26 protein-coding genes are annotated in these 23,589 nt (G+C 33.6%); 17 read left to right on the forward strand and 9 right to left on the reverse strand.

Going from position 1 to position 23,589, the window contains the following annotated elements:
- Positions 1–153 precede the first annotated feature (153 nt).
- On the reverse strand, positions 154–1,149 hold the full coding sequence (gene pspF / locus M997_RS08970) for a phage shock protein operon transcriptional activator (RefSeq protein WP_064719775.1): 996 nt from the start codon (positions 1,147–1,149) through the stop codon (positions 154–156).
- A 225-nt stretch (positions 1,150–1,374) separates the two neighbouring features.
- On the opposite strand from pspF, the gene pspA reads away from it, so the two are divergent.
- From pspA to tyrR, 8 genes are all read left to right on the forward strand, one after another.
- A complete protein-coding gene (gene pspA / locus M997_RS08975) occupies positions 1,375–2,043 on the forward strand; it encodes a phage shock protein PspA (RefSeq protein WP_064719776.1) in 669 nt (222 codons plus the stop codon).
- Between the two features lie 36 nt (positions 2,044–2,079).
- A complete protein-coding gene (pspB, locus tag M997_RS08980) occupies positions 2,080–2,310 on the forward strand; it encodes an envelope stress response membrane protein PspB (RefSeq protein WP_064719777.1) in 231 nt (76 codons plus the stop codon).
- On the forward strand, positions 2,310–2,666 hold the full coding sequence (pspC, locus tag M997_RS08985) for an envelope stress response membrane protein PspC (protein ID WP_064719778.1): 357 nt from the start codon (positions 2,310–2,312) through the stop codon (positions 2,664–2,666). The genes pspB and pspC overlap by 1 nt, the downstream gene beginning before the upstream one ends.
- A gap of 117 nt (positions 2,667–2,783) precedes the next feature.
- Positions 2,784–3,038, forward strand: a complete 255-nt coding sequence (locus tag M997_RS08990) for a phage shock protein PspD (RefSeq protein WP_064719779.1) — start codon at positions 2,784–2,786, stop codon at positions 3,036–3,038.
- Positions 3,019–4,413, forward strand: coding sequence for a YcjX family GTP-binding protein (locus M997_RS08995; protein ID WP_064719780.1), 1,395 nt, complete (start codon positions 3,019–3,021; stop codon positions 4,411–4,413). The genes M997_RS08990 and M997_RS08995 overlap by 20 nt, the downstream gene beginning before the upstream one ends.
- Complete coding sequence (locus tag M997_RS09000; protein ID WP_064719781.1) at positions 4,410–5,459, forward strand: YcjF family protein; 1,050 nt, start codon at positions 4,410–4,412, stop codon at positions 5,457–5,459. Before M997_RS08995 ends, M997_RS09000 begins: the two co-directional genes overlap by 4 nt.
- A 581-nt stretch (positions 5,460–6,040) precedes the next feature.
- Positions 6,041–6,460, forward strand: a complete 420-nt coding sequence (locus tag M997_RS09005; RefSeq protein WP_082918405.1) for a hypothetical protein — start codon at positions 6,041–6,043, stop codon at positions 6,458–6,460.
- 154 nt (positions 6,461–6,614) lie between these two features.
- Positions 6,615–8,183, forward strand: coding sequence for a transcriptional regulator TyrR (tyrR, locus tag M997_RS09010; RefSeq protein WP_064719782.1), 1,569 nt, complete (start codon positions 6,615–6,617; stop codon positions 8,181–8,183).
- A gap of 91 nt (positions 8,184–8,274) precedes the next feature.
- Here tyrR and tpx read toward each other — a convergent pair whose 3' ends face one another.
- Positions 8,275–8,778 carry a thiol peroxidase gene (gene tpx, locus M997_RS09015; RefSeq protein ID WP_064719783.1) on the reverse strand — a complete coding sequence of 168 codons (504 nt, stop codon included), beginning with the start codon at positions 8,776–8,778 and terminating at the stop codon, positions 8,275–8,277.
- Positions 8,779–9,019: 241 nt separating this feature from the next.
- Here tpx and M997_RS09020 point away from each other — a divergent pair, with 241 nt between their 5' ends.
- On the forward strand, positions 9,020–10,639 hold the full coding sequence (locus M997_RS09020; protein WP_064719784.1) for a peptide ABC transporter substrate-binding protein: 1,620 nt from the start codon (positions 9,020–9,022) through the stop codon (positions 10,637–10,639).
- A 530-nt stretch (positions 10,640–11,169) separates the two neighbouring features.
- Here M997_RS09020 and M997_RS09025 read toward each other — a convergent pair.
- A complete protein-coding gene (locus M997_RS09025; RefSeq protein ID WP_064719785.1) occupies positions 11,170–11,739 on the reverse strand; it encodes an Ail/Lom family outer membrane beta-barrel protein in 570 nt (189 codons plus the stop codon).
- Positions 11,740–12,012: 273 nt separating this feature from the next.
- Positions 12,013–12,351, reverse strand: a complete 339-nt coding sequence (locus M997_RS09030; protein WP_064719786.1) for a DUF4377 domain-containing protein — start codon at positions 12,349–12,351, stop codon at positions 12,013–12,015.
- A gap of 380 nt (positions 12,352–12,731) precedes the next feature.
- On the opposite strand from M997_RS09030, the gene zntB reads away from it, so the two are divergent.
- Positions 12,732–13,715: a zinc transporter ZntB gene (gene zntB / locus M997_RS09035; protein WP_064719787.1), complete on the forward strand. Its 984-nt coding sequence runs from the start codon at positions 12,732–12,734 to the stop codon at positions 13,713–13,715.
- A 313-nt stretch (positions 13,716–14,028) separates the two neighbouring features.
- On the opposite strand, the gene ttcA is transcribed toward zntB, so the two are convergent.
- The 3 genes from ttcA to leuE all read right to left on the reverse strand — a co-directional run bounded on the left by ttcA (position 14,029) and on the right by leuE (position 16,607).
- Complete coding sequence (gene ttcA, locus M997_RS09040) at positions 14,029–14,949, reverse strand: tRNA 2-thiocytidine(32) synthetase TtcA (protein WP_064719788.1); 921 nt, start codon at positions 14,947–14,949, stop codon at positions 14,029–14,031.
- Positions 14,950–15,272: 323 nt separating this feature from the next.
- A complete protein-coding gene (locus tag M997_RS09045; RefSeq protein ID WP_082918406.1) occupies positions 15,273–15,863 on the reverse strand; it encodes a 4Fe-4S dicluster domain-containing protein in 591 nt (196 codons plus the stop codon).
- 102 nt (positions 15,864–15,965) lie between these two features.
- A complete protein-coding gene (gene leuE, locus M997_RS09050; RefSeq protein ID WP_074379347.1) occupies positions 15,966–16,607 on the reverse strand; it encodes a leucine efflux protein LeuE in 642 nt (213 codons plus the stop codon).
- 394 nt (positions 16,608–17,001) lie between these two features.
- On the opposite strand from leuE, the gene M997_RS09055 reads away from it, so the two are divergent.
- The 6 genes from M997_RS09055 to M997_RS09085 all read left to right on the forward strand — a co-directional run bounded on the left by M997_RS09055 (position 17,002) and on the right by M997_RS09085 (position 21,033).
- Entirely contained in the window at positions 17,002–17,298 is a 297-nt protein-coding gene (locus M997_RS09055; RefSeq protein ID WP_064719790.1) for a putative quinol monooxygenase, read from the forward strand.
- 41 nt (positions 17,299–17,339) lie between these two features.
- On the forward strand, positions 17,340–17,657 hold the full coding sequence (locus M997_RS09060; protein ID WP_064719791.1) for a hypothetical protein: 318 nt from the start codon (positions 17,340–17,342) through the stop codon (positions 17,655–17,657).
- Positions 17,658–17,729: 72 nt separating this feature from the next.
- Complete coding sequence (locus M997_RS09065) at positions 17,730–18,338, forward strand: pentapeptide repeat-containing protein (protein ID WP_064719792.1); 609 nt, start codon at positions 17,730–17,732, stop codon at positions 18,336–18,338.
- Positions 18,339–18,783: 445 nt separating this feature from the next.
- On the forward strand, positions 18,784–19,320 hold the full coding sequence (locus tag M997_RS09070; RefSeq protein ID WP_064719793.1) for an Ail/Lom family outer membrane beta-barrel protein: 537 nt from the start codon (positions 18,784–18,786) through the stop codon (positions 19,318–19,320).
- Positions 19,321–20,132: 812 nt separating this feature from the next.
- Entirely contained in the window at positions 20,133–20,414 is a 282-nt protein-coding gene (locus M997_RS09080) for a hypothetical protein (RefSeq protein WP_064719794.1), read from the forward strand.
- Positions 20,415–20,601: 187 nt separating this feature from the next.
- Complete coding sequence (locus M997_RS09085; protein ID WP_064719795.1) at positions 20,602–21,033, forward strand: carboxymuconolactone decarboxylase family protein; 432 nt, start codon at positions 20,602–20,604, stop codon at positions 21,031–21,033.
- Positions 21,034–21,157: 124 nt separating this feature from the next.
- Here M997_RS09085 and M997_RS09090 read toward each other — a convergent pair whose 3' ends face one another.
- Positions 21,158–21,481 (reverse strand): HI1450 family dsDNA-mimic protein, encoded by a 324-nt coding sequence (locus tag M997_RS09090; RefSeq protein WP_064719796.1) that lies wholly within the window; start codon positions 21,479–21,481, stop codon positions 21,158–21,160.
- Positions 21,482–21,595: 114 nt separating this feature from the next.
- Positions 21,596–23,056, reverse strand: a complete 1,461-nt coding sequence (gene cls, locus M997_RS09095) for a cardiolipin synthase (protein ID WP_064719797.1) — start codon at positions 23,054–23,056, stop codon at positions 21,596–21,598.
- Between the two features lie 308 nt (positions 23,057–23,364).
- Here cls and M997_RS09100 point away from each other — a divergent pair, with 308 nt between their 5' ends.
- Positions 23,365–23,544, forward strand: coding sequence for a YciY family protein (locus M997_RS09100; protein ID WP_064719798.1), 180 nt, complete (start codon positions 23,365–23,367; stop codon positions 23,542–23,544).
- Positions 23,545–23,589: the final 45 nt, after the last annotated feature.

Genomic DNA, 23,589 nt, shown 5'->3' on the forward strand with positions numbered 1-23,589 from the left:
GGATTATCATCCGTATTGTCCTTCAGCGGTAAAGAGGTTTTCTGCTGAAGGAACGACATTGCTCACATTGCTTCCAGTATTTTTTTACTAGCCAGCTCGGGTGCTGGCTTTTTTTTTGCCTATCATATTGTTCTTCTAAAAATTTTTTACTATTTAACCAACTAATTGATGTTTTTTAATCAGACCTCGCAATTGATCATAGCTTAGAGACAGCTTTTCTGCTGCAACTTTCTGATTATACTGTGCTTCTTTTAGCGCAATATCTACTAGTGCTTTTTCTGTATCATTTTGCCATTGTCGTAAATCTAATGGTAAAGATGGTAAAGTGGGGAGTGTTGGTGATAATTTTATTGTGTCAGGCGATAGCGCTATTTGCGTGCGAGCAAAGGGATCAATAATAATATTATCCAGCGCCTTATCACTTTCTCCATGACGATAAACAGAACGTTCAACTACATTCTTTAATTCACGAATATTGCCCGGCCAAGCGTAATTTAACAGAGCTTGGATTGCTTTTTCACTAAAGCCAGGGAAAAATGGCAAGCCTAATTCTTGACACATTGCGATAGCAAAATTTTCAGCCAATAACATAATATCGCCTTGACGTTCTCTTAATGGAGGAATTCGGATAACATCAAAAGCCAGCCTATCGAGTAAATCTGCTCTAAACTTACCTTCTTCAGCCATTGCAGGTAAATCAGCATTAGTTGCACAGATTAACCTGACATCAACATGAAGCGATTGGCTACCCCCTACACGCTCTAAGTGGCCATATTCAATAACTCTAAGTAATTTCTCTTGCACAAGCATTGGTGCTGTTGCTAATTCATCAAGAAAGAGTGAACCGCCATCTGCTCGTTCAAAACGTCCTTGATGGCGATTTTTAGCACCAGTAAAAGCGCCTGCTTCATGGCCAAAAAGTTCAGAGTCAAGCAAATTATCATTTAGTGCAGAGCAGTTAATTGAAATAAAAGGGCCTTGCCACCAAGGTGCGAGGTAATGCAGCCGATGAGCAATTAGTTCTTTACCTGTGCCACGTTCACCAATAATTAAGACAGGTTTTTTAAGTTGAGCAAGTGCAGAGGTTTGTTCTAACACATCAATAAATTGACTATCTACACCAATAATTGTCTCTAGATTCGTATTCATTGGTTAAATTCACCATATAAAGGTATTTATCACCATGTTATCAATTGTGTGAATATTAGGCTAATTTAATTAATTCATTATTTATCAATATATTAAGTTGATTATAAAAGTTGGCACGCAAATTGTATTAGTTATAACAAGAACAAGCAGGGCGTTATTAAGATTGACGCCATTTAACGAAACAATTAAACGTTACTATCTAGCATAGCTATTAAGGATGACATCATGGGTATATTTTCACGTTTTGCCGATATTATTAACGCCAACATCGCTTCTTTATTAGATAAAGCGGAAGATCCAGAAAAAATGATCCGCTTAATGATCCAAGAAATGGAAGATATGCTGGTAGAAATTCGTACTACTTCAGCGCGTACCTTGGCGGAAAAGAAAGGTTTAGAACGACGTATCGAACAAGCTGAAAAGCAAATTCAAGATTGGCAAGATAAAGCTGAACTGGCTTTAGTTAAAGATAAAGAAGATTTAGCACGTGCTGCATTAATTGAAAAACAGCGTATTGCATCAGTCAATGACACATTAAAACATGAGTTAATTATTATTGATGAAACCTTAGAACGACTAAAAGGTGAAATTCGTGAATTGGAAAATAAGCTGACAGAAACTCGAGCTAAACAACAATCACTAGTAGTTCGCCATCAAGCTGCTAATTCTTCACGCCAAGTGCGTCGTCAATTGGACAGTGGTAAAATGGATGCAGCTATGGCGCGTTTTGAGCAATTTGAACGCCGTATTGATCATATGGAAGGTGAAGCGCAAAGTTATGGTTTGGGTAAAGAAAAATCCTTAGACCAACAGTTTGCTGAATTAAAAGCTGATGATGAAATTAGCGCGCAATTAGCGGCATTAAAAGCTAAAATCAATACCAACAAAGAGTAACAGCAAGCGTAATAACTACCTTATAAAGGATATGTAATGGGCTATATATTTCTGGGAATACCACTGACTATCTTTATTTTATTCATTCTACCTATCTGGCTATGGTTACACTACAGCAGCAGAAAGGGAGGAGGTAGTGTTCAGTTAACCCAACAAGAAATGCAGCGACTGAGCGCGCTGGTGGATCAAGCTCAACAAATGCAGGAACGCATTAAGACGCTAGAACAAATATTAGATGCAGAACATCCTAACTGGAGGCAATCATAATGACGATGCAACAGCAACAACTGTATCGCTTGCCACAAGAAGGCATGATCCGTGGTGTATGTGCAGGGTTAGCCCATTATTTTAATATTCCTGTTTTATTGGTTAGGGTTATTGCAGTTATTGCTCTATTCGCTGGTTTTTTTGGTTTAACTATTGTGGCTTATTTAGTGCTTAGTTTCTTTATGGAGCCTGCACCTGATCATTACAATCAAAATCAACAACAGCAAGAAAGTTTAAAAGAGATCTTAACTGGCGTTGATAACCAATTAATGCGAGGAGAAAAACGTTTACAACAAATGGAACGTTATATTACATCTTCATCGTATCAATTAAATAAACGTTTTCGAGATTTATAATATTCTTGCCACTTAATCTGAATAACGCTCCTTTATTGGAGCGTCTTTTTTTAAACAGGCATTTATTTTTTAATAATTTAATATCTAGAGATAAAACTGTTTAATCAGGAGGATTGTGTGAATAGCACCCATTCAGTAATCACAGTTAAAAAAAATAATCTCACCAAATTTATCCAAAAAGGGTTAAAATTTGGTTTTATGTTATTCACTTTATTTGGACCAGCGGCAATAACTGGCGGAATATTAAAGCGTATAAGTAGTAAACCGTTACGTTGGTTGGTTCTGTTGATAGCTGAACCTGTTATTACAAAGGGGTTAAATAAGCTATCGCGTCACGTGTCTTGGGAGAAACATGAAACGCATACAAAATGAATTAACTGCATTTATTAATCGAGGAGTGGATAGACATCTTCGCTTAGCTGTTACTGGATTGAGCCGTAGCGGTAAGACAGCATTTATTACCTCATTGGTTAATCAACTTATAAATGTACATAGTGGGGCTCGTTTACCGCTATTTTCTGCAGCTCGTAATAAGCAGTTATTAGGTGTAAAACGTATACCACAACATAATTTAAATATTCCACGATTTACTTATGATGAAGGAATGGATTCTCTTTATCATACACCACCGAGCTGGCCTACACCGACAAAAGGCGTGAGTGAAATTCGATTACAGCTTCGCTATCGCTCTAAAGAATCACTTAGTCGTTTTATAAAAGAGACATCATCGCTCTATCTTGAAATAGTAGATTATCCTGGTGAATGGTTATTAGATTTACCTATGCTTGAACAAGACTATTTTGAATGGTCTGAACAAATGAATAAGATTAATCGCCAACGAACATCACCAGAGCAACAATGGCAATCACTAATTAAAAAATGCGACCCTTTTGCGCCTGTCGATGAAACTCTATTGGCGGATATTGCAGCGGCTTATACGGAATATTTATTAGCTTGCAAAAAAGAAGGTTTACACTTTATTCAACCTGGGCGTTTCGTTTTACCTGGTGAATTAGCAGGCGCGCCTGTTTTACAATTTTTCCCCTGGCCCGATTTGCATCAACATGACATTATTAAATTAAAAAATGCGGATAAGCGCACAAATATTGGCACGCTAAAACAACGCTATGAATATTATGGACAACATGTTGTTAAAGGCTTTTATCGTGACCATTTTCAAGGGTTTGATAGACAAATTGTGTTAGTTGATTGTTTACAACCCTTAAACCAAGGGGCTGATGTATTTAATGATATGCGCCAAGCGTTAACACAATTAATGCGTAGTTTTCATTATGGTAAGCGTACTTTATTAAGACGCCTTTTTTCGCCTTGTATTGATAAGCTTTTATTTGCAGCAACTAAAGCAGATCATATTACAGTAGACCAACATGAAAATTTAGTTTTGTTATTACAGCAGCTTATTCAAGATGCAAAGCAAAATGCAATTTTTGAAGGGATTAGTATTGATTGTATGGGGCTTGCATCTATTGCGGCAACAGAAAGTGGAATTGTTTCTCATCATGGTGAAAAAATTCCAGCTCTAAAAGGTTTTCGATTAAGTGATAACCAGCCTTTGGTTTATTTCCCTGGAGAAGTTCCTAAGCGCCTTCCTGAAAAAGAATTTTGGCAGCAGCAAGGTTTTAATTTTGAGTCTTTTAGGCCACAAAAAATTTCAAGAGATAGTGCTGTTCCACATATAAGAATGGATAGTGCGATGGAGTTTTTGTTAGGGGATAAATTAAAATGAATGAGCCATTAAAATCACGCATCGATTTTAAAGAGTCTACGCTTCAAAATGAAGAAATTACCTTAAAAAAGGGAGTCGATTTTAATAATGAAGCGCAATTTCTTCCTTTTAATCCACAATTAGAGCAAGAAGAAAATGAAGGGCGCATCGAAGGTGAAATTCAATCTGTTTTAAAACCGAGAAAAAATGTGTGGAAACGACTATTAACTGTCGCAACAACTATTCTAGGTGTGAGTGTTGTCGCTCAAGCAGGACAATGGATTTATGAATCTTGGCTAAATTCTGATTGGATTGCTTTAGGCGCTGCTAGCGCTGGTGGCTTAATTGTTATTGCTGGTATTGGTTCGGTTGTTACTGAATGGTTCCGTATTTATCGTTTACGCCAACGCGCAGATGAAAGAGATAAAGCAAAAGAATTACTTTATAGTCATGCAATGGGCAATGGGCGGCCATTTTGTGAAAGTTTAGCTAAACAAGCTGGTGTGGATCCTCAGCACCCAGCATTTATTCGTTGGCAAAGTGCGCTACATGATACTCATAATGATAGAGAGGTTTTAGAACTCTATAGTCAATTAGTTCAACCTATCTTAGATAAACAGGCAAGAGCTGAAATTAGCCGTTCAGCGGCAGAATCAACGCTTATGATTGCAGTTAGTCCGTTAGCAATGGTTGATATGGCGTTTATTGGTTGGCGTAATATTCGGTTAATTAATCGTATCGCTGAAATATATGGTATCGAATTAGGTTATTACAGTCGCTTAAGGTTATTTCGTCTTGTTTTAGTCAATATTGCTTTTGCCGGAGCAACAGAGTTGGTAACAGAAGTTGGCATGGACTGGTTGTCTCAAGATTTAGCTGCAAGATTATCAACAAGAGCTGCGCAAGGTATTGGTGCAGGGCTATTAACGGCACGCTTAGGTATTAAAACGATGGAACTTTGCCGTCCATTGCCGTGGATTGATAATAATAAACCTAAGCTAGGTGATTTTAGAAAAGAACTTATCGGGCAGCTGAAAAATACGCTAGGAAATAAGAAAAAAGAATAAATTATTATTTAAATAAATTTACTTTTAAATTAAATCAAAACCTGCTAATTAAGAATGGCGGGTTTTGGTTTTTATTTATGGTTTTTTAAAGTGTAAAATATATCTATATAAAGTAATGTTTTTTTTATAAAACTTAATTCTAAAAATGAATTTTAAATGATGAATTATATTAACATCGAGTTATTATCGTAGTGCGTATTATTTAATTGGTTAGTGTTTTCTACATAAGCTTCTTGCGTTATGGATCAAAAGAAAGAAACATTAGTTGTGCGATACTTGCGCTATAAGTGAAATTTATTTAACATTACTATTAATAAATAATAAAACAGTAATATTTCTTTTTTGATAGAAATGAGTATTAGCTTTAGTATTATATGCTGCATTAAAAGTTACTTCTGCTTTAACTAACATTTGTTAAGAATGTAGTAAAAGTAGCTAAATAAGCCACCAAAGTCTATTGCTAATTTTTCATGTTTTATATAATTCTTGTTATCGTTAAATAAATTGTATAAGCAATTTTTTATTTTTATATAAAAAACAATGATATTAAATAATCTATATAAATATATTGAGGTTAAAAAATGAAAGAAATGCAAATATCAGTTGTAAAAAAACTTTCAAAACAGCGCCGTCAACTTTATGTTCGTTCATCAGTTAATTTAGTTAACCTCGATAAACAATTAAGTACTCTTATTCCTATTCTGAACGAAACTATTGATGAAATAAAAAAACAACAGCAGCAAAAAGCAATAGCACAAAACCAGTTTAAAGAAGTATCGCAGCTTTTTGGCTACTTAACTGAAAGCAACAAAAAAGAAAGTGCAATTTATGCGTTAGAGTATTTACTTTTTTGTTTTGAAAATGGCTGCAAAGTAATAAAACAAGTTATAAGAAGAGAATTAAAGCCACTTATGCATGGTGTTGAACATCTTATTGATTTTGAATTAAAAAAGGTAATAAAACCATCTTGGTTTGCTTTATTTAGAGGCATCAAAGTATAAACGATGGGCTCTTAACAATCAAAAACGAAATTCATTCGTGTAAAAATAAATGCTAGTAGTGTCAACCTTTGCTGACAATCCCCTTTATTTCGTTGATATTTATGTATAATATCTAGAATTAGTTCAGGGTCACTCTGTGTTAAGAAGGTTTAAAATGCGTTTAGAAGTCACTTGTGAAGATCGCATCGGGTTAACCCGTGAATTATTAGATCTGCTCGTATTAAAAAATATTGATTTACGTGGAATTGAAATATTCCCTATTGGCTTAATTTACCTGAATTTTTCACAAATCGATTTCAATATATTCCAGCCTTTAATGGCAGAAATAAGAAGAATTAATGGTGTTATTGATGTCCGCACCGTTGCATTTATGCCATCAGAGCAAGAACATCGTGCAATGTGGACTTTATTAGAATCGGTACCTGTTCCCGTGTTTTCTATAAATGTGAAAGGGCAAATTAAATTATTAAACCCAGCAACTCGTCAACTCTTCGATTTAGCTAGCGATGACGATAGTGAAAAGTCTTTTAATCAATTAATTCCTAATTTTAATATCCATCGTTGGTTGGATCAAAAAGATCCCCATGCTCAAGTTATTCCTATCAGTCTAAAAAAACGAAAATATGATATGGAAATTGTGCCTATTAAATTAACTGATGATAATCAATTTCACCACTGTGTTGGTGCGCTTATCTTGCTGAAATATCATGGAATGCAGCATAATGAACACCCTAAATTAATTGCGAATGATGATAGTGGTTTTGCCCAAATAATCGCTGTTAGCCAACAAATGAAGCAGATTGTTGAACGTGCTCGTAAAATGGCCAAAATGGATGATCCATTGCTATTAGTTGGTGATACGGGAACAGGAAAAGATATATTTGCGAAAGCCTGTCACTTGTTAAGTGATCGCGCTAGATTACCTTTTCTTGGGCTTAATTGCGCATCAATGCCTGATGATGTTGTTGAAAGTGAGCTTTTTGGTTATGCCGCAGGTGCTTATCCTAATGCAACTGAAGGAAAAAAAGGATTTTTTGAACAAGCTGATGGAGGTACTGTTTTACTCGATGAAATTGGTGAGATGTCACCGCAAATGCAAATCAAATTATTGCGTTTTTTAAATGATGGGACATTTCGTCGAGTAGGTGAAGAGCATGAAGTCAAAGTTGATGTACGCATTATCTGTGCAACGCAGAAAAATTTATGGGAATTAATGCAAAAGGGTCTATTTAGAGAAGATCTTTATTATAGGCTTAATGTTTTAACCTTAAAATTACCGCCTTTAAGAGAAAGAAAAGCCGATATTATGCCTCTTGCTACTCATTTTGTAGCTCAATATTGTCAAGAGCAAAAAGTTACCAAACCTGCACTTTCATCAGACCTTTCTGCTTATTTAACGCAATATTCTTGGCCTGGTAATGTGCGTCAATTACGTAATACTATCTACCAAGCTATGGCTCAACTAGTGGGAGATACTTTGCGTCAACAAGATATCTCTTTGCCAGAACACATTGCAGATGCTCTGTTTGATGAAGAATTGCTAGAAGGTTCACTAGATGAAATGACTAAACGATTTGAAGCGTCAATATTAACGCGATTATATCGTGATTATCCGAGTACGCGTAAATTAGCCAAACGTTTAGGTATCTCTCATACGGCGATTGCAAATAAATTAAGAGAATACAACTTAACGAATAAAAAAAGTGATAAAAGCGAGAATTAATTATAGTTTTCGCTATGAACTTTATCGTGATGATAAAAAATAAACGGGCATAGCCCGTTTATTTTTACAACATGAATACATTAAGAATTGCTTATTTTAATGCGTTAAGTGCATCATCATAATTTGGTTCAGTTGTGATTTCATCGACAAGTTGTGTATAAATAACTTTGTTATTTTCATCTAACACGATAACAGCTCGGCTAGTTAAGCCTGCTAAAGGACCTGATGCAATTGCAACACCATAATCTTCTTTAAATTGAGCTCCACGTAGAGTAGATAGAGTTACTACGTTATCTAAACCTTCAGCACCACAAAAACGAGCTTGGGCAAAAGGTAGGTCAGCTGAAATACATAATACAACGGTATTATTTAATTCATTGGCGACTTTATTAAATTGGCGAACACTTGCTGCACAAACACCAGTATCTACGCTAGGAAAGATATTTAAAACTTTACGTTTTCCAGCAAATTGCGCTAAAGAAACATCATTCAGATCTTTACCAACCAAAGAAAAATCAGGGGCTGTTTGACCAACAGTTGGGAAACTTCCTGCTAAAGTAACTGCATTTCCTTGTAAAGTAACTTGATGTGCCATTGTCATTCTCCTTTATTAGTTTTTAAACTAATGATTATTAATACTCATATTTACGATAACATTGTTACCGCTTGACCATAATTAAATTTTATCACTACTTAATGTCGCTGCAGTTAAAAAATATGGCTGCAGTTAAAAAAGCTGATTTTTATAAAATAATTGAAAACAGTGATTGTGCCTTTTTATCAGCCTCTTATAATTGTTCTGTTCACTTTCACATAGACTACAGGACGAAATAGACATGCGCAAAACATTCGTCATTTCCTGCACACTAATTGCTCAAGGGTTATTTATGTCGCCAGCTTATGCTGCTGTGATCCCCGAAGGCGTAATACTGGATAAAAAACAAGAGGTTGTTCGTCATTTAAAAGATGAACCTGCTTCGTTAGATCCTATAAATGCAGTTGGTTTAACTGAAGCTCAGATCCAGCGAGATTTATTTGAAGGTTTGACGATAGAAGATGAGTATGGACGTCCTATTCCTGGTGTCGCGCAATCGTGGCGAACGGAAGATAATCGTGTCTGGATTTTTACTTTGCGCGACAACGCAAAGTGGTCTAATGGTGAAAAAGTGACGGCATCGGATTTTGTATATAGCTGGCAAAGATTAGTTGATCCTAAAAATCTCTCACCTTTTGCATGGTATGCATCTTTAGCTGCGATAGAAAATGCACAAAAAATTATTGATGGGAAATTAAAACCAACATCATTGGGAGTAGAAGCGCTTGATGAGCAAACATTAAAAATCACCTTAGAACGGCCTATCTCTTATTTCCCAAGTTTAACAACCAATTTCTCGTTATATCCAGTTCCTCGCCATACGATAGAAAAATATGGTGTTGAATGGATAAAAGTCGGAAATTTGGTGGGAAATGGTGCTTTTGTTTTAAATGACCGCGTAGTTAATGAGAAAATAGTATTAACGCCGAATCGTTATTATTGGGATCATAAAAATACTGTTTTAACTAAAGTGACATTTGTGCCGATAAATCATGAATCGCAGGCTACAAAACGTTATTTAGCTGGTGATATTGATATTACAGAGTCTTTTCCTAAAAATTTATACCATAAATTAATGAAAGATATCCCAGACCAAGTTTACATACCTGAACAGTTAGGCACATATTATTACGCATTTAATACACAATCCGGGCCGACAAGTGATATTCGCGTACGTAAAGCATTAGCAATGGCAATAGATAGAAAGATTATTACCGAAAAAGTACTAGGGACGGGTGAAAAACCAGCTAATCGCTTTACTCCTGATGTTACAGCTAATTTCACACCAGAGCCAACGCTCTATGATGAATATAATCAAGATGAATTAGATGGTCAGGCCAAAATATTGTTATCTGCTGCGGGATATGGACCTCATCGTCCACTAAAATTGTCACTTTTATATAATAACTCTGAAAATCATCAAAAAATTGCTATTGCAGTTGCATCGATGTGGAAGAAAAAATTAGGTGTAAAAGTTGAATTGCGTAATCAAGAGTGGAAAACCTATATAGATAGTAGAAATTCAGGTGATTTTGATGTGATCAGAGCTTCTTGGGTTGGTGATTATAATGAGCCATCCACATTTTTAACTCTACTGGGTTCTAAACATGCTGGCAATATTCCTAAATATCAAAGTCAGCAATATGACGAGATATTAACTTTATCTGGAATGACTATTGATGATAATGAAAGAAATCGTCTTTATAATCGAGCAGAACAGATAATTGCGGAAGATGCACCTATTGCACCTATTTATCAATATACGAATGGAAGATTAATTAAGCCTTGGTTAAAAGGCTATCCCATCGAAAATCCTGGAGATGTTGCATATAGTCATTCGCTATATATTTTAAAACACTAATGTTAAATTAAAGCGCTTAACTTTTTTGTTAGGTGCTTTTTTATTTTTTGAATAGGCATAATTAATAGTTAAATATAATATTTATGAAGTTAATAATTAATTTAAGATAAATAATATATAAAAAAGAACTCCTTATAAAAAGGGGAGTAGTAAAATAAAACAGAGGTAACTTATTATCTAGTTATAAATTATATTTAAAATATTTGATTTGCACGTTTTTTATTGTTTCTAACTGTTACTATTGTTACAAATATTTTTATGACAAAAAAAATCCCTCTGTTATAAAAACAGAAGGAGACTCAAAAGGAATAAACATTGCAGAGGTAATGTTAATATATTTTTACATTAATGTTTTGACTAATTGTGCAGTAGGTTCAAGTTTTAATATTGTATCCTTTTTTTCTTATGGATGTATGTCATTAATAATAACCAATATTAATGTTATTTTTTTTGAATATCTTTATTTATAAATAAACCAATAATCAATTATTATTGGTTTTGTTAATAACTGTTACAGATCATCAACAAGATTAAAATCTGTAGCCTAAGGATAGCTGTACACCACTTAATTCAAGACGGCGCTTGTTAACCGTGGCATTTGAATAGATGTACCCCATATTGATTGATAAATTCTGGATCGGATTGTAATCAATTCCGCCTTGAGCAATATAATTAGATGTACTGACAGTGTGGGTGTCGGTTGCATTAATAGTGGGGTGATGTTTATTTTCTTTATATTTCTGCTTTACTGGCCCCATTTGTACGAAAACTGAGAATGAAGAGTTAATTCGATAAGTAGGGCCAATTAATATTGCGATTGCAGTGTATTTTTGCTTTAGCTTTGAAGTATTGGTAAACCGACTATCAATAAAGTTCTCTTTATGATTTGAATTTATATATAGTAACGATGTTAATAAACCCCAAGTGTTGTCTGACTCATAACGATAGCTTAGCTGCGTACCATGAGCTGAATGACCTGTGATTTTACTGAAAATATAGCCGCCGTAGAATGTATGAGCACCATTATGGGCATACAAAGAAGAGGAAAATAATAAGCCAAAGCAGAAAAATACGGTAATTAATTTTTTCGATATATTCATTGTTGAGTATCTGGTTGTTTAAGATAACTCTATTTTTAGTGAGTTAAAAAATAAACTCAATATTAATTAATTAGAATCACTCCTAAAATAAATTAGCAAACTTACTCTTCAAAATAAATAAAAAAATAATTAAATAAATATGTAATTATTGAAGTTGAAAAATTAGGTGCTAAAATTTATATTTATAATAAATAGATTATTTAACGGCTTTAACTAATCTATTTGAGTCATTTAAAATAATGATGGGCTATATAGCCCGTCATTATTAAATATTTATTTTTTATCTAGTACTTCAACTAAGGTATATTTTACGCTTGGTGCATCGGCTGGAGGATTAGGAATATCTGTTACTTTTACTTTTAGCGTATATTCAGTACCATTTTTAAATTCAAAACCTTCAATGTTTTGATAAAAAAGAGACCATTCACCAGAAGGAAGCTCTTTTATTTTCATACACTTCATTGGTGCAACACCAACACAATCATAAAGTTGAGAGTCAACAAGAAAGGTTTTAGTTGATTCGGCATCTGGGGTAGCCACTGGTTCTGTCGTAGTTGCGTTATCACATCCTGCTAGAAGTAAAAATAAAGGAATAGCGAGAAATTTTTTCATATTAATGACCTTATTTTTAAGTACGACACACTAATTATAGAGTGTAATTTATATCTTGCTTAGAAAGTTACATTTAATACTAGGCCGTTTCTATAGCTTCTATGCATAAAATAACATATTTTTAGATATATATTAAAAGTAATAGCATAATGGAACTATCAACATAATTTTTAGTGTAAAAATCCTAAAGTAGAAAATATAATGTAAACTTGTTGTTCTTTTAGACAAAGAAAACGTTAAAACAGACAAAAACAACAAAATAGCATGAAATAACATATTGAAAGATAATAATATAAAGGCAATATATGCTAATAAGCACCACTCAACTAACAGCAAAACTAAAATATTGTGTTAAGTGTGATATTTAAGGAAGATACTAAATGAATACAATTAATAATTCTGTTATCCAAAATTCTGATGCTATTTATGCAGCTCAACTCAGTGGTAATGGTAGTATCAAAGAAATAACATCAGACTCGATAGCGAGTAGCGAGCAACCTTTTTGGATTCATTTAGATTATCGTAAATCACAAAGTGCGCAGTGGATAGAAGAAACAACTTTATTACCACCTATTGCAAAAGATGTGCTATTGGCAGAAAACGTTAGACCAAAAGCACAGCGTATTGGCGAAGGCATTATTATTAATCTACAAACAATTAATAATAATCCTAATGATCGCCCAGATGAGCTTGTAGCGTTTAGAATTTATATTAATAGCCAAGTTATTATCTCTAGCAGACATCGTAGGGTAAATTCAGTTGACTCTGTTATTCATACTTTAGAATTGGGTGATGGTCCAGAAAATAGTGGTGATTGGCTTATAACGATGGCGGATGCTGTAACTGATGAAATAGGTGAATTTGTAGAAACACTTCATGACCAATTAATTGAATTAGAAGATATGATCCTCGATCAGCAAATTCCGGCACGAGGGGAACTTGCATTATTGCGTAAACAACTTATTGTATTGCGCCGTTATATGGCACCGCAGCGAGATGTTTTTTCACGATTATCTATAGAAAAGCTTCCTTGGATGAGTGATAGCGATAGAGTGACTATGTTAGAAATATCAGAGCGACTTTCTCGTCGTTTAGAAGACTTGGATAGTAGCATTTCGCGTACGGCAGTTATTGCTGATGAGATTACATCAATGATGGCTGATGCTATGAATCGACGCACTTATACCATGTCGCTAATGGCTATGCTCTTTTTACCTACAACTTTTCTGACTGGATTATTTGGTGTGAATTTAGGCGGAATACCAGGAAATGAATTTCCTTATGGGTTCACTATCTTTTGCTTATCGCTATTATTTTTAATCATTATTGTTACCTGGTGGTTAAAACGCAGTAGATGGTTGTAAATAATCAGCAAATTAATCGTAACTAAATGGATTTAAAAAAGAATTCTCTAACTCTGTTTGAGATATATCAATTTTTTAAAGTGGAACATCTGGCACTATAACTCTCGCAGGTGAATACAACGTTGAGCGATGAACGTTGTGCTCCATAATTGTAGTTTTTCTCATATTGAGTTCTTAATACAGAATAATTGACCATTATTATACCGGTGTCTAATGACATCGGTTTTTTTTTGTATCTATCCGTTACTTACACAAATTTGTTTCATAAAAATCCCCAGAAAAGGAAATATCGTTTCTAGGGATTGCACATGATTTATTTAACTTCAATAATATCTAATCTATCTTGGCTGAAACTAGGTCGTTCATCTTCTTCTGGTGAAATTAATGGTGTTGATGGGATTTCATCTTTATCAAAGGCTAAATCGCCACCATTAATAACTTCATCTCCATGCCTCAGATTAGCAAAATCAAATAATTGAGTATCACACAAATGTGATGGAACTATGTTTTGAGTGGCTCTAAACATGGTTTCAATACGACCAGGGTAGCGTTTATCCCAATCTTTCAGCATTTCTTTAATAACTTGACGCTGTAAGTTTGGCTGTGAACCACAAAGATTGCACGGAATAATAGGGAATGATTTTGCTTGAGCAAAGCGCTCAATATCTTTTTCACGAGCATAGGCCAGAGGGCGAATAACAATATGCTTACCATCATCACTCATTAATTTTGGTGGCATGCCTTTGAGTTTTCCACCGTAGAACATATTTAAAAACATAGTTTCTAAAATATCGTCGCGATGATGACCTAAAGCAATTTTAGTTGCACCTACTTCGGTAGCTGTACGATATAAAATACCACGGCGTAAACGAGAGCATAAAGAACAGGTAGTTTTGCCTTCAGGAATAATATCTTTCACAATCCCATAAGTATTTTCTTCAACAATCTTATATTCAACTCCAAGTTCATTTAAGTACTCAGGTAAAATATGTTCAGGAAAACCAGGTTGTTTTTGATCTAAGTTGACGGCAATCAGTGAAAAATCAATAGGGGCACTTTTCTGTAGATTCATTAAGATAGACAGTAATGTATAGCTGTCTTTACCGCCAGAAAGGCAAACCATAATTTTGTCACCATCTTCAATCATATTAAAGTCAGCGATAGCTTGCCCAACATCACGGCGTAGGCGTTTTTGTAATTTGTTGAAATTATACTGCTCTTTTGGAATGCTCATTTTTACGGTTCTATATCGTTGCTGGTTGTTCTGTAACTTGCTGATAAATATTTATTTTTTAACCTTGTTTGTTCTGCACGTACTCGCTTAAACAAGTATCTAAATCGTTTTAAGTGAAGTTGAAAACTAATAAGATTTAATGCAGATATAAACAAACTCATAAGTAAAAAAATACTCGTTATTTATGGCAAGGAAATTGATAAGCCGCCAATGATAGCAGATGGTAGGGTAATTTCGATACAGATAAGTAAAATGGGAAGAATTTAGTTGGAAATATAACTTATTTTATAGCCTTATAAATCTCATGAGGCTATAAAATTTTATTAAAAATAATGCCCATTAGTGGGACTATTTTCTCTCAATACAGAATCTCTTCTACGCTGCTCTGTGATTTTCGATAATGTGATATCAGAAACACAAGTTAGCGCATCTTGAGGACAAAATTCAACACACGCTGGGCCTTTTTCTCTGTGTTTACATAAATCACATTTTATAATATCCATATGAATTTTCTGTTTTAGTTCTAAAAAAAATTGTCTAGGTGAATGAGTATTTTTTATTAGCTCAATAGCACCAAAGGGACAAGCCAACAGACATGCTCGACAACCAATACAATTTTCAGGATGAGTCTCTACAGAATTTTCTCCAAATACTAAAGCTTTTGTTTGGCACGCTTCGGCACAAGGCGCATCATCACATTGATGGCAAATAGATGCAGTGAAATGATTCATTAATCGAATGATGTGTATTCTTGGGTGAAAGTTTTTTTTATCAAGAAAATCGCTACCGTTTTTTTCTGATGTATGGCTAACAGAACACGCTATTTCGCAAGTCTTACAGCCAATACACTTTTGAGAATCAATTACAATAAAACTATTCATCTCATTACCTATTTTTTTGGTTGTATTTAACATGATATAACGGTTATTGAGATGGATTAATAATATTAATCAAACTTAGGTAAGTTAAATAGATATTAGTAAAAATTATTTCACCTTAGGTCGGGGTATTATTCTTTAAGAGGTGAGTATTGCAAGTTTTGTTGCAAATCCCATAAAGAACAATCCAATAATTCCATTCCCTGCTCGGGCAATGCTTTTACGCGAGCCAAAAAATCGCGCAAGTGCAACACCACCAAATATTAAAAATGAAAGATAGATAAAACTAAATGCTTCAAGCATTGAGGCGAGAATTAAATAAGATAGCCCAGTATGTGCATAGTTAAAATCAATAAATTGCACGAAAAAAGAAATATAAAATAGGATCGCTTTTGGATTAGTTAAGCTAAGAGCAAGCGCTTTTCTAAATACATGTTCCTGTAAATTCATTGCTTCAACAGAATTCTTTTTTTGTGAGAAAAAGTTAGCGTAAATTATTTTAACTCCAAGATAGAGCAAATAAAATGCGCCAAGAAAACGGACAATAGTAAAAAGGATAGGAGATGCTTTTATGACTGATGCAACACCAATAAAGGCTAAAAAGATTAAAATAGCATCGCCAATAAAGACGCCAAATGCGGCTCTATAACCAGCTGTAACACCTCGTGATGCACTAGTTTTAAGAACATAAAGTGAATTTGGACCAGGAACAATAATAATAAAAAACATACCAGCAAGATATGTCCAAATATTAAGTACTCCAAATTGCTCAAGCCACACGTGTAACCTCCAAACTAATAGTCATTTTTGCCTAATGAGATAACTCGATTTATTTTTATATTATATAAAAATAGACTGGTTAATTTAAACGCATATTTTCTTAGATAATCAGGATAATTAGTTATTGTTTAAGCGCTTTCCTTGGAAATATTCAATGTTTTTAGTCGAAAATATTAATGGACTACCTTATCGTGAAAAATATTGAGTAAAATTTCAAGTTGACCCCAAAAAATCAAGAAAAACCATACTGTTACAAACTATTAAAAGAATGTAATGTTTTATATCAATAAACATGTATGTTTTAAGGTAAATAGGGTGGATATGATAGGGCAAGTGAATTATATTTAATGGGGATTTATACAGTGCTTTTTTGGTTTTTACAAAAGGAAATGCCATGCTAAAAGTTATTGCAGAAGATTTTATTCAAACAGAAGCTATTGATATTGTGTTACCACTTTATCAGGAGCTTGTTGAAGCAACAAAAAAAGAGCCTTTGTGTATTAGTTATGATTTGTATGTTGATGAAAAAGACCCCGGGCATTTTATTTTTATTGAAGAGTGGCCAGACCATACCGCATTAGATATTCACTGTAATAGTGAACATTTTCGTCGATTGGTACCTATGATTAACCAATATATAAAAGCAGAACCTAAATTTATATTAATGGACAGTGCGTTAAACGGATCATGATAGTACACAATATGTATGCTAGGTTTTAGGTAAAAGAGTTTATGTTAGCAAACTATATATTCCATATTATTAATAGGGATGATAACCACTGTAGCTTAACAAGAATTAAACAACAAGATGAGCTAAAAGAAGTTATAACATTAACTCAAACTTGGTTGTTTAATGATGGCGTTATTCTTAAGTGTGTAGAAGAGATAGAAACAGAGCACTATGATAATGATGCGCAGTGCCCAGAACATTGGATAACGTGGGAAGTCATTGAGTTAAATAATCAGCATATTTCACCGCATAGAAAAGAATTTTTTAACTTATGTCAGCAAGCTTTTTGGCTAAAAATGCAGTTAGCAAGTAAGGCGTGAAAAATATAGAACTTTTAATAAAGTGGTTTCATTATTATTTTCAATAAACACTATTAATTCAAAGAGTCAAAAATGGAAAATGTAGAGAAAATAGAAAATGGGCAAGAATATCTGGATATAACCTTTGATAAGTTAGATATTGCGGGTCTTGCATTTAAAGAAGTTATATTTGAGAAATGTGAATTTAATAATTGTGATCTTTCATCAGTAAATTTAGCTTACTGTAAGTTTATTAACTGTTTGTTTGATCAATGTAATTTAAGTTTAATGGAAATAAAAAATACTCGCTTTTCTAATGTTGAGTTTGTGGGATGCAAACTTGTGGGTATTGATTGGACAAAAGCTTATTGGCCACGTTTCGACTTTTATTCTCAACTTAGTTTTAAAAAGAGTATTCTCAGTGGTTGTAATTTTTTTGAATTAAAACTTCATGAATCTATTTTTGAAGATTGTCGCTTACATGATGTTGATTTTAGACATGCTGAATTACAAAAATCGGTTATAATTTGCTCTGATTTAACAAACAGTTTGTTTATGCATACTAATTTAGAATCTGTTGATTTTAGTGATTCACACTCATTTGATATTGATATTCGACAAAATAAAATAGCAAAAGCTAAATTTTCAAAATTTGAAGCATTAGATTTATTAAGATATTTAGATATTCAATTGTTGGATTAATGACTACTTTAGAAGTTAATATTATTACAATATGAAAGAGTAGAAATAGAACAGCTAAAAATTCAATAATAAAAATAATTACATTAACTAAAGTGTATTTTACTTTAACTTTTCTTTAATTTTTTCAAACTTTAGATATAAAATTCTTTTTATATCACTTAATGATGTTAATTTTGATTAAGTTTGCACTTTTATGTTTGCTTTATTTTTTAATTCTTAATGTCTTAATATTTCATTAATAATAGGTAAATATAATGTAAGTTTGTTTTTTATTAGAACAGTTGTCCTATTGCATCAATATTAATAAGTAAATCTTTATCATTATAGCTTGTTATCGTATGATTTAATCAAAGTATTATTGAGTGACAGGAAGGGCTTACAGCTAAAAATTTATTTTAGTTGTCTTCCATGTGTTCATTTTTTTGTTTATTATATGAGAATAAAGATGAAGTGTAATTTATTAATTTCGGCTACCGTATTCGCCATTTCTACAATATCTTTTGGCGCGCAAGCTGCATTAGATAATACTTTTTCAGTAGGCTATGCCCAAAGTTCTGTAAAGTTAGATGGTGAAAAAATAGATGATGAGCTAAAAGGTATTAACTTTAAATATAACTATGAATTAAATGATTACTGGGGAGTTATAGGCTCATTAACTTATACTAAAATTACTTATAACTATTATGGTTATTGGGGAAAAGTAGGTTCTACAGAAGTGAATTATTACTCATTAACTGCTGGACCCAATTATCGTTTTAATGATTATCTAAGTGTTTATGGTTTAATTGGTTTTGGTCATGCTAACCAAAAAGATAACTATTTTAGCAATAAAAGAGATTATGATAAAACTTCAATGGCATACGGATTAGGTTTACAGGTAAACCCTTTACCTAATATTGCGATTGATGCTTCATATGAATACTCTAAATTAGATAAGGCTAAATTTGGCACTTGGGTATTAGGTGTGGGTTACCGTTTTTAATAGTGTTGACTATATATCATACAGTATTATTTTATTTTAAAGGGCCATCTAAAATGGCCTTTTTTATTTTGTGTAAGTTTTAAGTGGTAAAAAGCGTTAAGCTCGATAAAGTAAAATCCAGTTAGTTAATGGTCTTTTACAGTTTTTATTGTTGACTGGTTTTAAACTCAATTTATGATAATGATTTTTAAGGCTCTATTATACTGACAATAATTAAAGCAGATACTTTACTTTATGATAAAATAATTTTTGTTTGAGGATCATCGGTTAGAGCAACGCACCATTTTTTAACAGAAGAAATTATTCAGTCATTAAAAATAGATATTTTTTTCTCAATATTTACCAATGCTTAATTTATATGTTGCTATTGATAGAAATAAAATTATTTATGGCGTACTTGGTACCGTTGAAAATAAGCTGGAAATGTTATTTGTTTCTGCGGATAGAAGTGGGCATGGATGTGGGAAATTGTTATTAAAGTTTACTGTTGAAAAATTAAAAATTAGATGTTAATGAACAAAATTCACAAGCTATTGCCTTTTATAATCATATGAAATTTGATGAAATAGGATGTTCTGCTGTTGATGAGCAGGGTAATCCATATCCATTGCTACATTTAAAATCAAATAAATCTAAGTATAAATACTAAAAATAGCAATAGAGAATTAATCTCACAATATAATTTGATTTATGTCGTAATAATTATACCTATTTAATGAAATAATTTTAGTTAGTCAAAATAAATTGTGAAAGTAAATGGTTAGGTATTTTCTTCCACGCTAAGAATAACTCTAAAATTAAGGTGGACTACGATGATAAAAAAATTTGCAGTTATCTTATCTTTATTTTTTATTACCGCATGTTCAGAATCGCAAGAGGATAAAGTAATTGCATATTGCATGGATGCATTAAATGTTTATAGCAAAGTAACAAAAGAGCAATGTATTTGTTTTTATAATGAAACTGATAAGAAATTCTCTTCAACTGAAATAGATAAAATGGTGACTTCTCCTGCTAAAAGGCAAGAAGCGGAATTAACAAAAGAAGGTATGATGTTTTTAACTATTGCACATTCATCACACTGCTTTGAATAACCGTCCTCTTCTTGGCTAGTATAAAAGCGCATCTAGGCGCTTTTTTTTGTTTTATAACAATAGGTAAGCTTAGTTTAATCATTTTTTAATACCACAAAATCGATAACTAAAACAAAGCGAATGGAATAGTATCTTTGCTGTGTTTATATACAGTTTTTGTTCATTGATATTTATTATGGAGTAAAAAATGGCACAATTGCGTTTGTCATATCCAAAACTTAGCGCTGATGCTTATGCAGGTTTAATTAAATGTAAAACTGCATTAGAAGGCAATGCGTTAGAGTTATCTCTTCTTGAATTAGTTTATTTAAGAATATCTCAGATTAATGGGTGTGCTTTTTGTCTTGAAATGCACAGTACTTCATTACGTGAACACAATTTTGCTCAAAATAAATTAGATGCACTTAATGGATGGCGTGTTAGCGAACGATTTTCAGTGAGAGAACGCGCAGCATTAATGTGGGCCGAAGCTGTTACTCATATTTCGGCAGTAAATACGGATGACACTATTTACCAGCAAGTTAAAGCACATTTTACTGATGCCGAAATGAGTGATTTAACAATTGCTATTGGTTTAATGAATGCTTTTAATCGTATCGCGATAAGCTTACGTCAGTAATGATATAAAGCGTAAAAGATGACAGTGAATGGCGGTGAATATTAATTAAAATAAAGGTAAGATTTGCTGCATAAAATAAAAATCGCCAGCTCAAATTTGAACTGGCGAGAGTGGAAAATGGAAATTATGATTTCCAGATAATATGAAACATGGGTTGTAGCGGATCGCGGCTAATTAAAACTCGACCAAAAATATCATCAATATCAGCATCGTCATTTGGCGCAAGGCCAATAATAACTTCACTAAAGCGTGCTGGCGTTATTGGCAGGCCAACAATAAACTGCCAGTCATTACCCAATGGAACCACTTCAGCAGCGCCTCTTTCTTCAAATTGCAAGTTAAAAAGTAGCTGGTCTGCAACTTCTAAATTATCAGCCGCTTGTGCTAAAAATAGATCGTAAGCTTGTTCGAGGGCTTCATCTTCACTGATTAATGTTGGTTCATTCATTGGTAGTGCCTGTTTATTGTTTCAATAATTATCGCGTTGTTTATAGCGTAATTTGCTATTTTAACCAAACTTATCTGCTATTTTTTGTCGCTTTGCTGATTGTAACATTTCTAATTATAACAATGGGCTAAAGAAATAACATATACGCTCTAATACACGGTTAAAGAATGGACGCTTTTCCCACTCATCAAGTGTTAATTCAGTGGATCGAGCGATGTAGTCATATTGTACGATACTTAAATCGCTACCAAAACCTTCATCGTCAATAACTACTGTGATTTCAAAGTTGAGCCATAAGCTACGCATATCAAGATTAACAGAACCGACCATACTTAGCTGACCATCTACCATCACACTTTTTGTATGTAGTAACCCGTCTTCAAACATAAATATCTTTACACCTGCTTCAAGCATTTCAGCAAAAAATGCTCGGCTAGCCCAGCGGACGAGAAATGAATCATTACTTCGAGGGACAATAATTGTGACATCAACGCCACGCATTGCTGCTGTTGAGATTGCATGGGCAAGATCATCACTTGGTACAAAATAAGGCGTAGTTAGTACAAGCTCTTTTCTTGATGAGTAAATAGCGGTAATTAATGATTGTTGAATTAACTCATCAGGAAAACCAGGGCCAGAAGCAATAACTTGTGTGGTGTGGCCACTTTCGCTTTCAAAAGGCATGATATTGTTGTCTGGTGGCGGCGGTAAATGGCGTTCACCGGTCTCCATTTCCCAATCAAAAGCATAAATAATGCCTAAGGTGGTAGAAACAGGACCTTCCATTCTCACCATAATATCAATCCACTGACCCACCCCTGCGTCTTGTTTAAAGTAGCGAGGGTCAACCATATTCATACTTCCTGTGTAGGAAATATAGTTGTCGATAAGGACAATCTTACGGTGTTGGCGTAAATCCATTCGGCGTAAAAAGAAACGGAATAAATTAACGTGAAGGGATTCAATAAATTCAATACCAGCAGCGCGCATTTTTTCAGGGCCTTTGGTACGAAAAAAATTCCAACTTCCTGCGGAGTCAACCATAACACGACATTTTACGCCGCGTTTAGCCGCACGAATTAAAGCATTCGTCACTTCTTCAACTAATCCGCCAGGTTGCCAAATATAAAATACCATTTCAATATTATCACGGGCGTTATCAATATCTCGTGTGATGGCATTTAACGAGTCTTCACAGGTAGTAAGAAGTTGTATTTTATTGCCTTTTACACCTTCAATCCCTTGACGTTTTGCCGTTAATTGAAAAAGAGGGGATGCAACATCACTATGGTGTTTGGCAAAAATATGTTTACATTTTTTTAAGTCTTCAAGCCAAGCAACCACTGATGGCCACATTTGTCTGGCATGTTCAACTCGACGCTTTCCAAGATGTAATTCACCAAAAGCAAAATAGGCGATAACACCCACTAAAGGCAGAATATAAATAATAAGTAGCCAAGCCATGGTTGAGGCGACAGGGCGTCTACGCATTAGGACACGAAAGGTGATCCCTGCAATGAGTAGCCAATAAAAGAAAAATGTTAGCCAGCTTAATACAGTATAAAATGTTGTCATAGTAGAGCTATTTTCCGTTGAAAAAAAACCACATGGACAGGCTAGAGGCAATGGAATAAAAAAAACAGTTTATTATCGCTGTAATTTATCGAACGTAGCTATTAAATCAGGATTATTGTTACTGTCAAATCTCTTTCTTAAGAGATAAGTATCAAATTAGTGAAACGATATAACTCTTTATTCATTTTTTCTTTGTGAGAAATGCGCAAAGAACGAATAAATTTAGATCAAAAAACAATTACCCACTTGGATCACAAAATGAACGTCCTATAATACATCACTTATTTGAAAAAATAGGTGTTGATAGCATGAGACATAGCAGGAACGAAGTTGCACGTTGGCGAATGATGAGACAAGCAATACGTAAGCGTCGTCGTTGGTTAGAAGGGCAGTCGCGTCGAAATTTGCGTATTTATCAGCTACGTAAGCTTGATACTTCTAAAAAACATAGAGCTCTTTTGTTTGTGCAACTCACCGAGTGGAGCTAATAACTTCCTTTTTTAGCTGTTTATATCAATCATTTTGATAAACGT

This window comes from Proteus hauseri ATCC 700826 (assembly GCF_001654965.1).
Taxonomy (GTDB): Bacteria; Pseudomonadota; Gammaproteobacteria; order Enterobacterales; family Enterobacteriaceae; genus Proteus; species Proteus hauseri.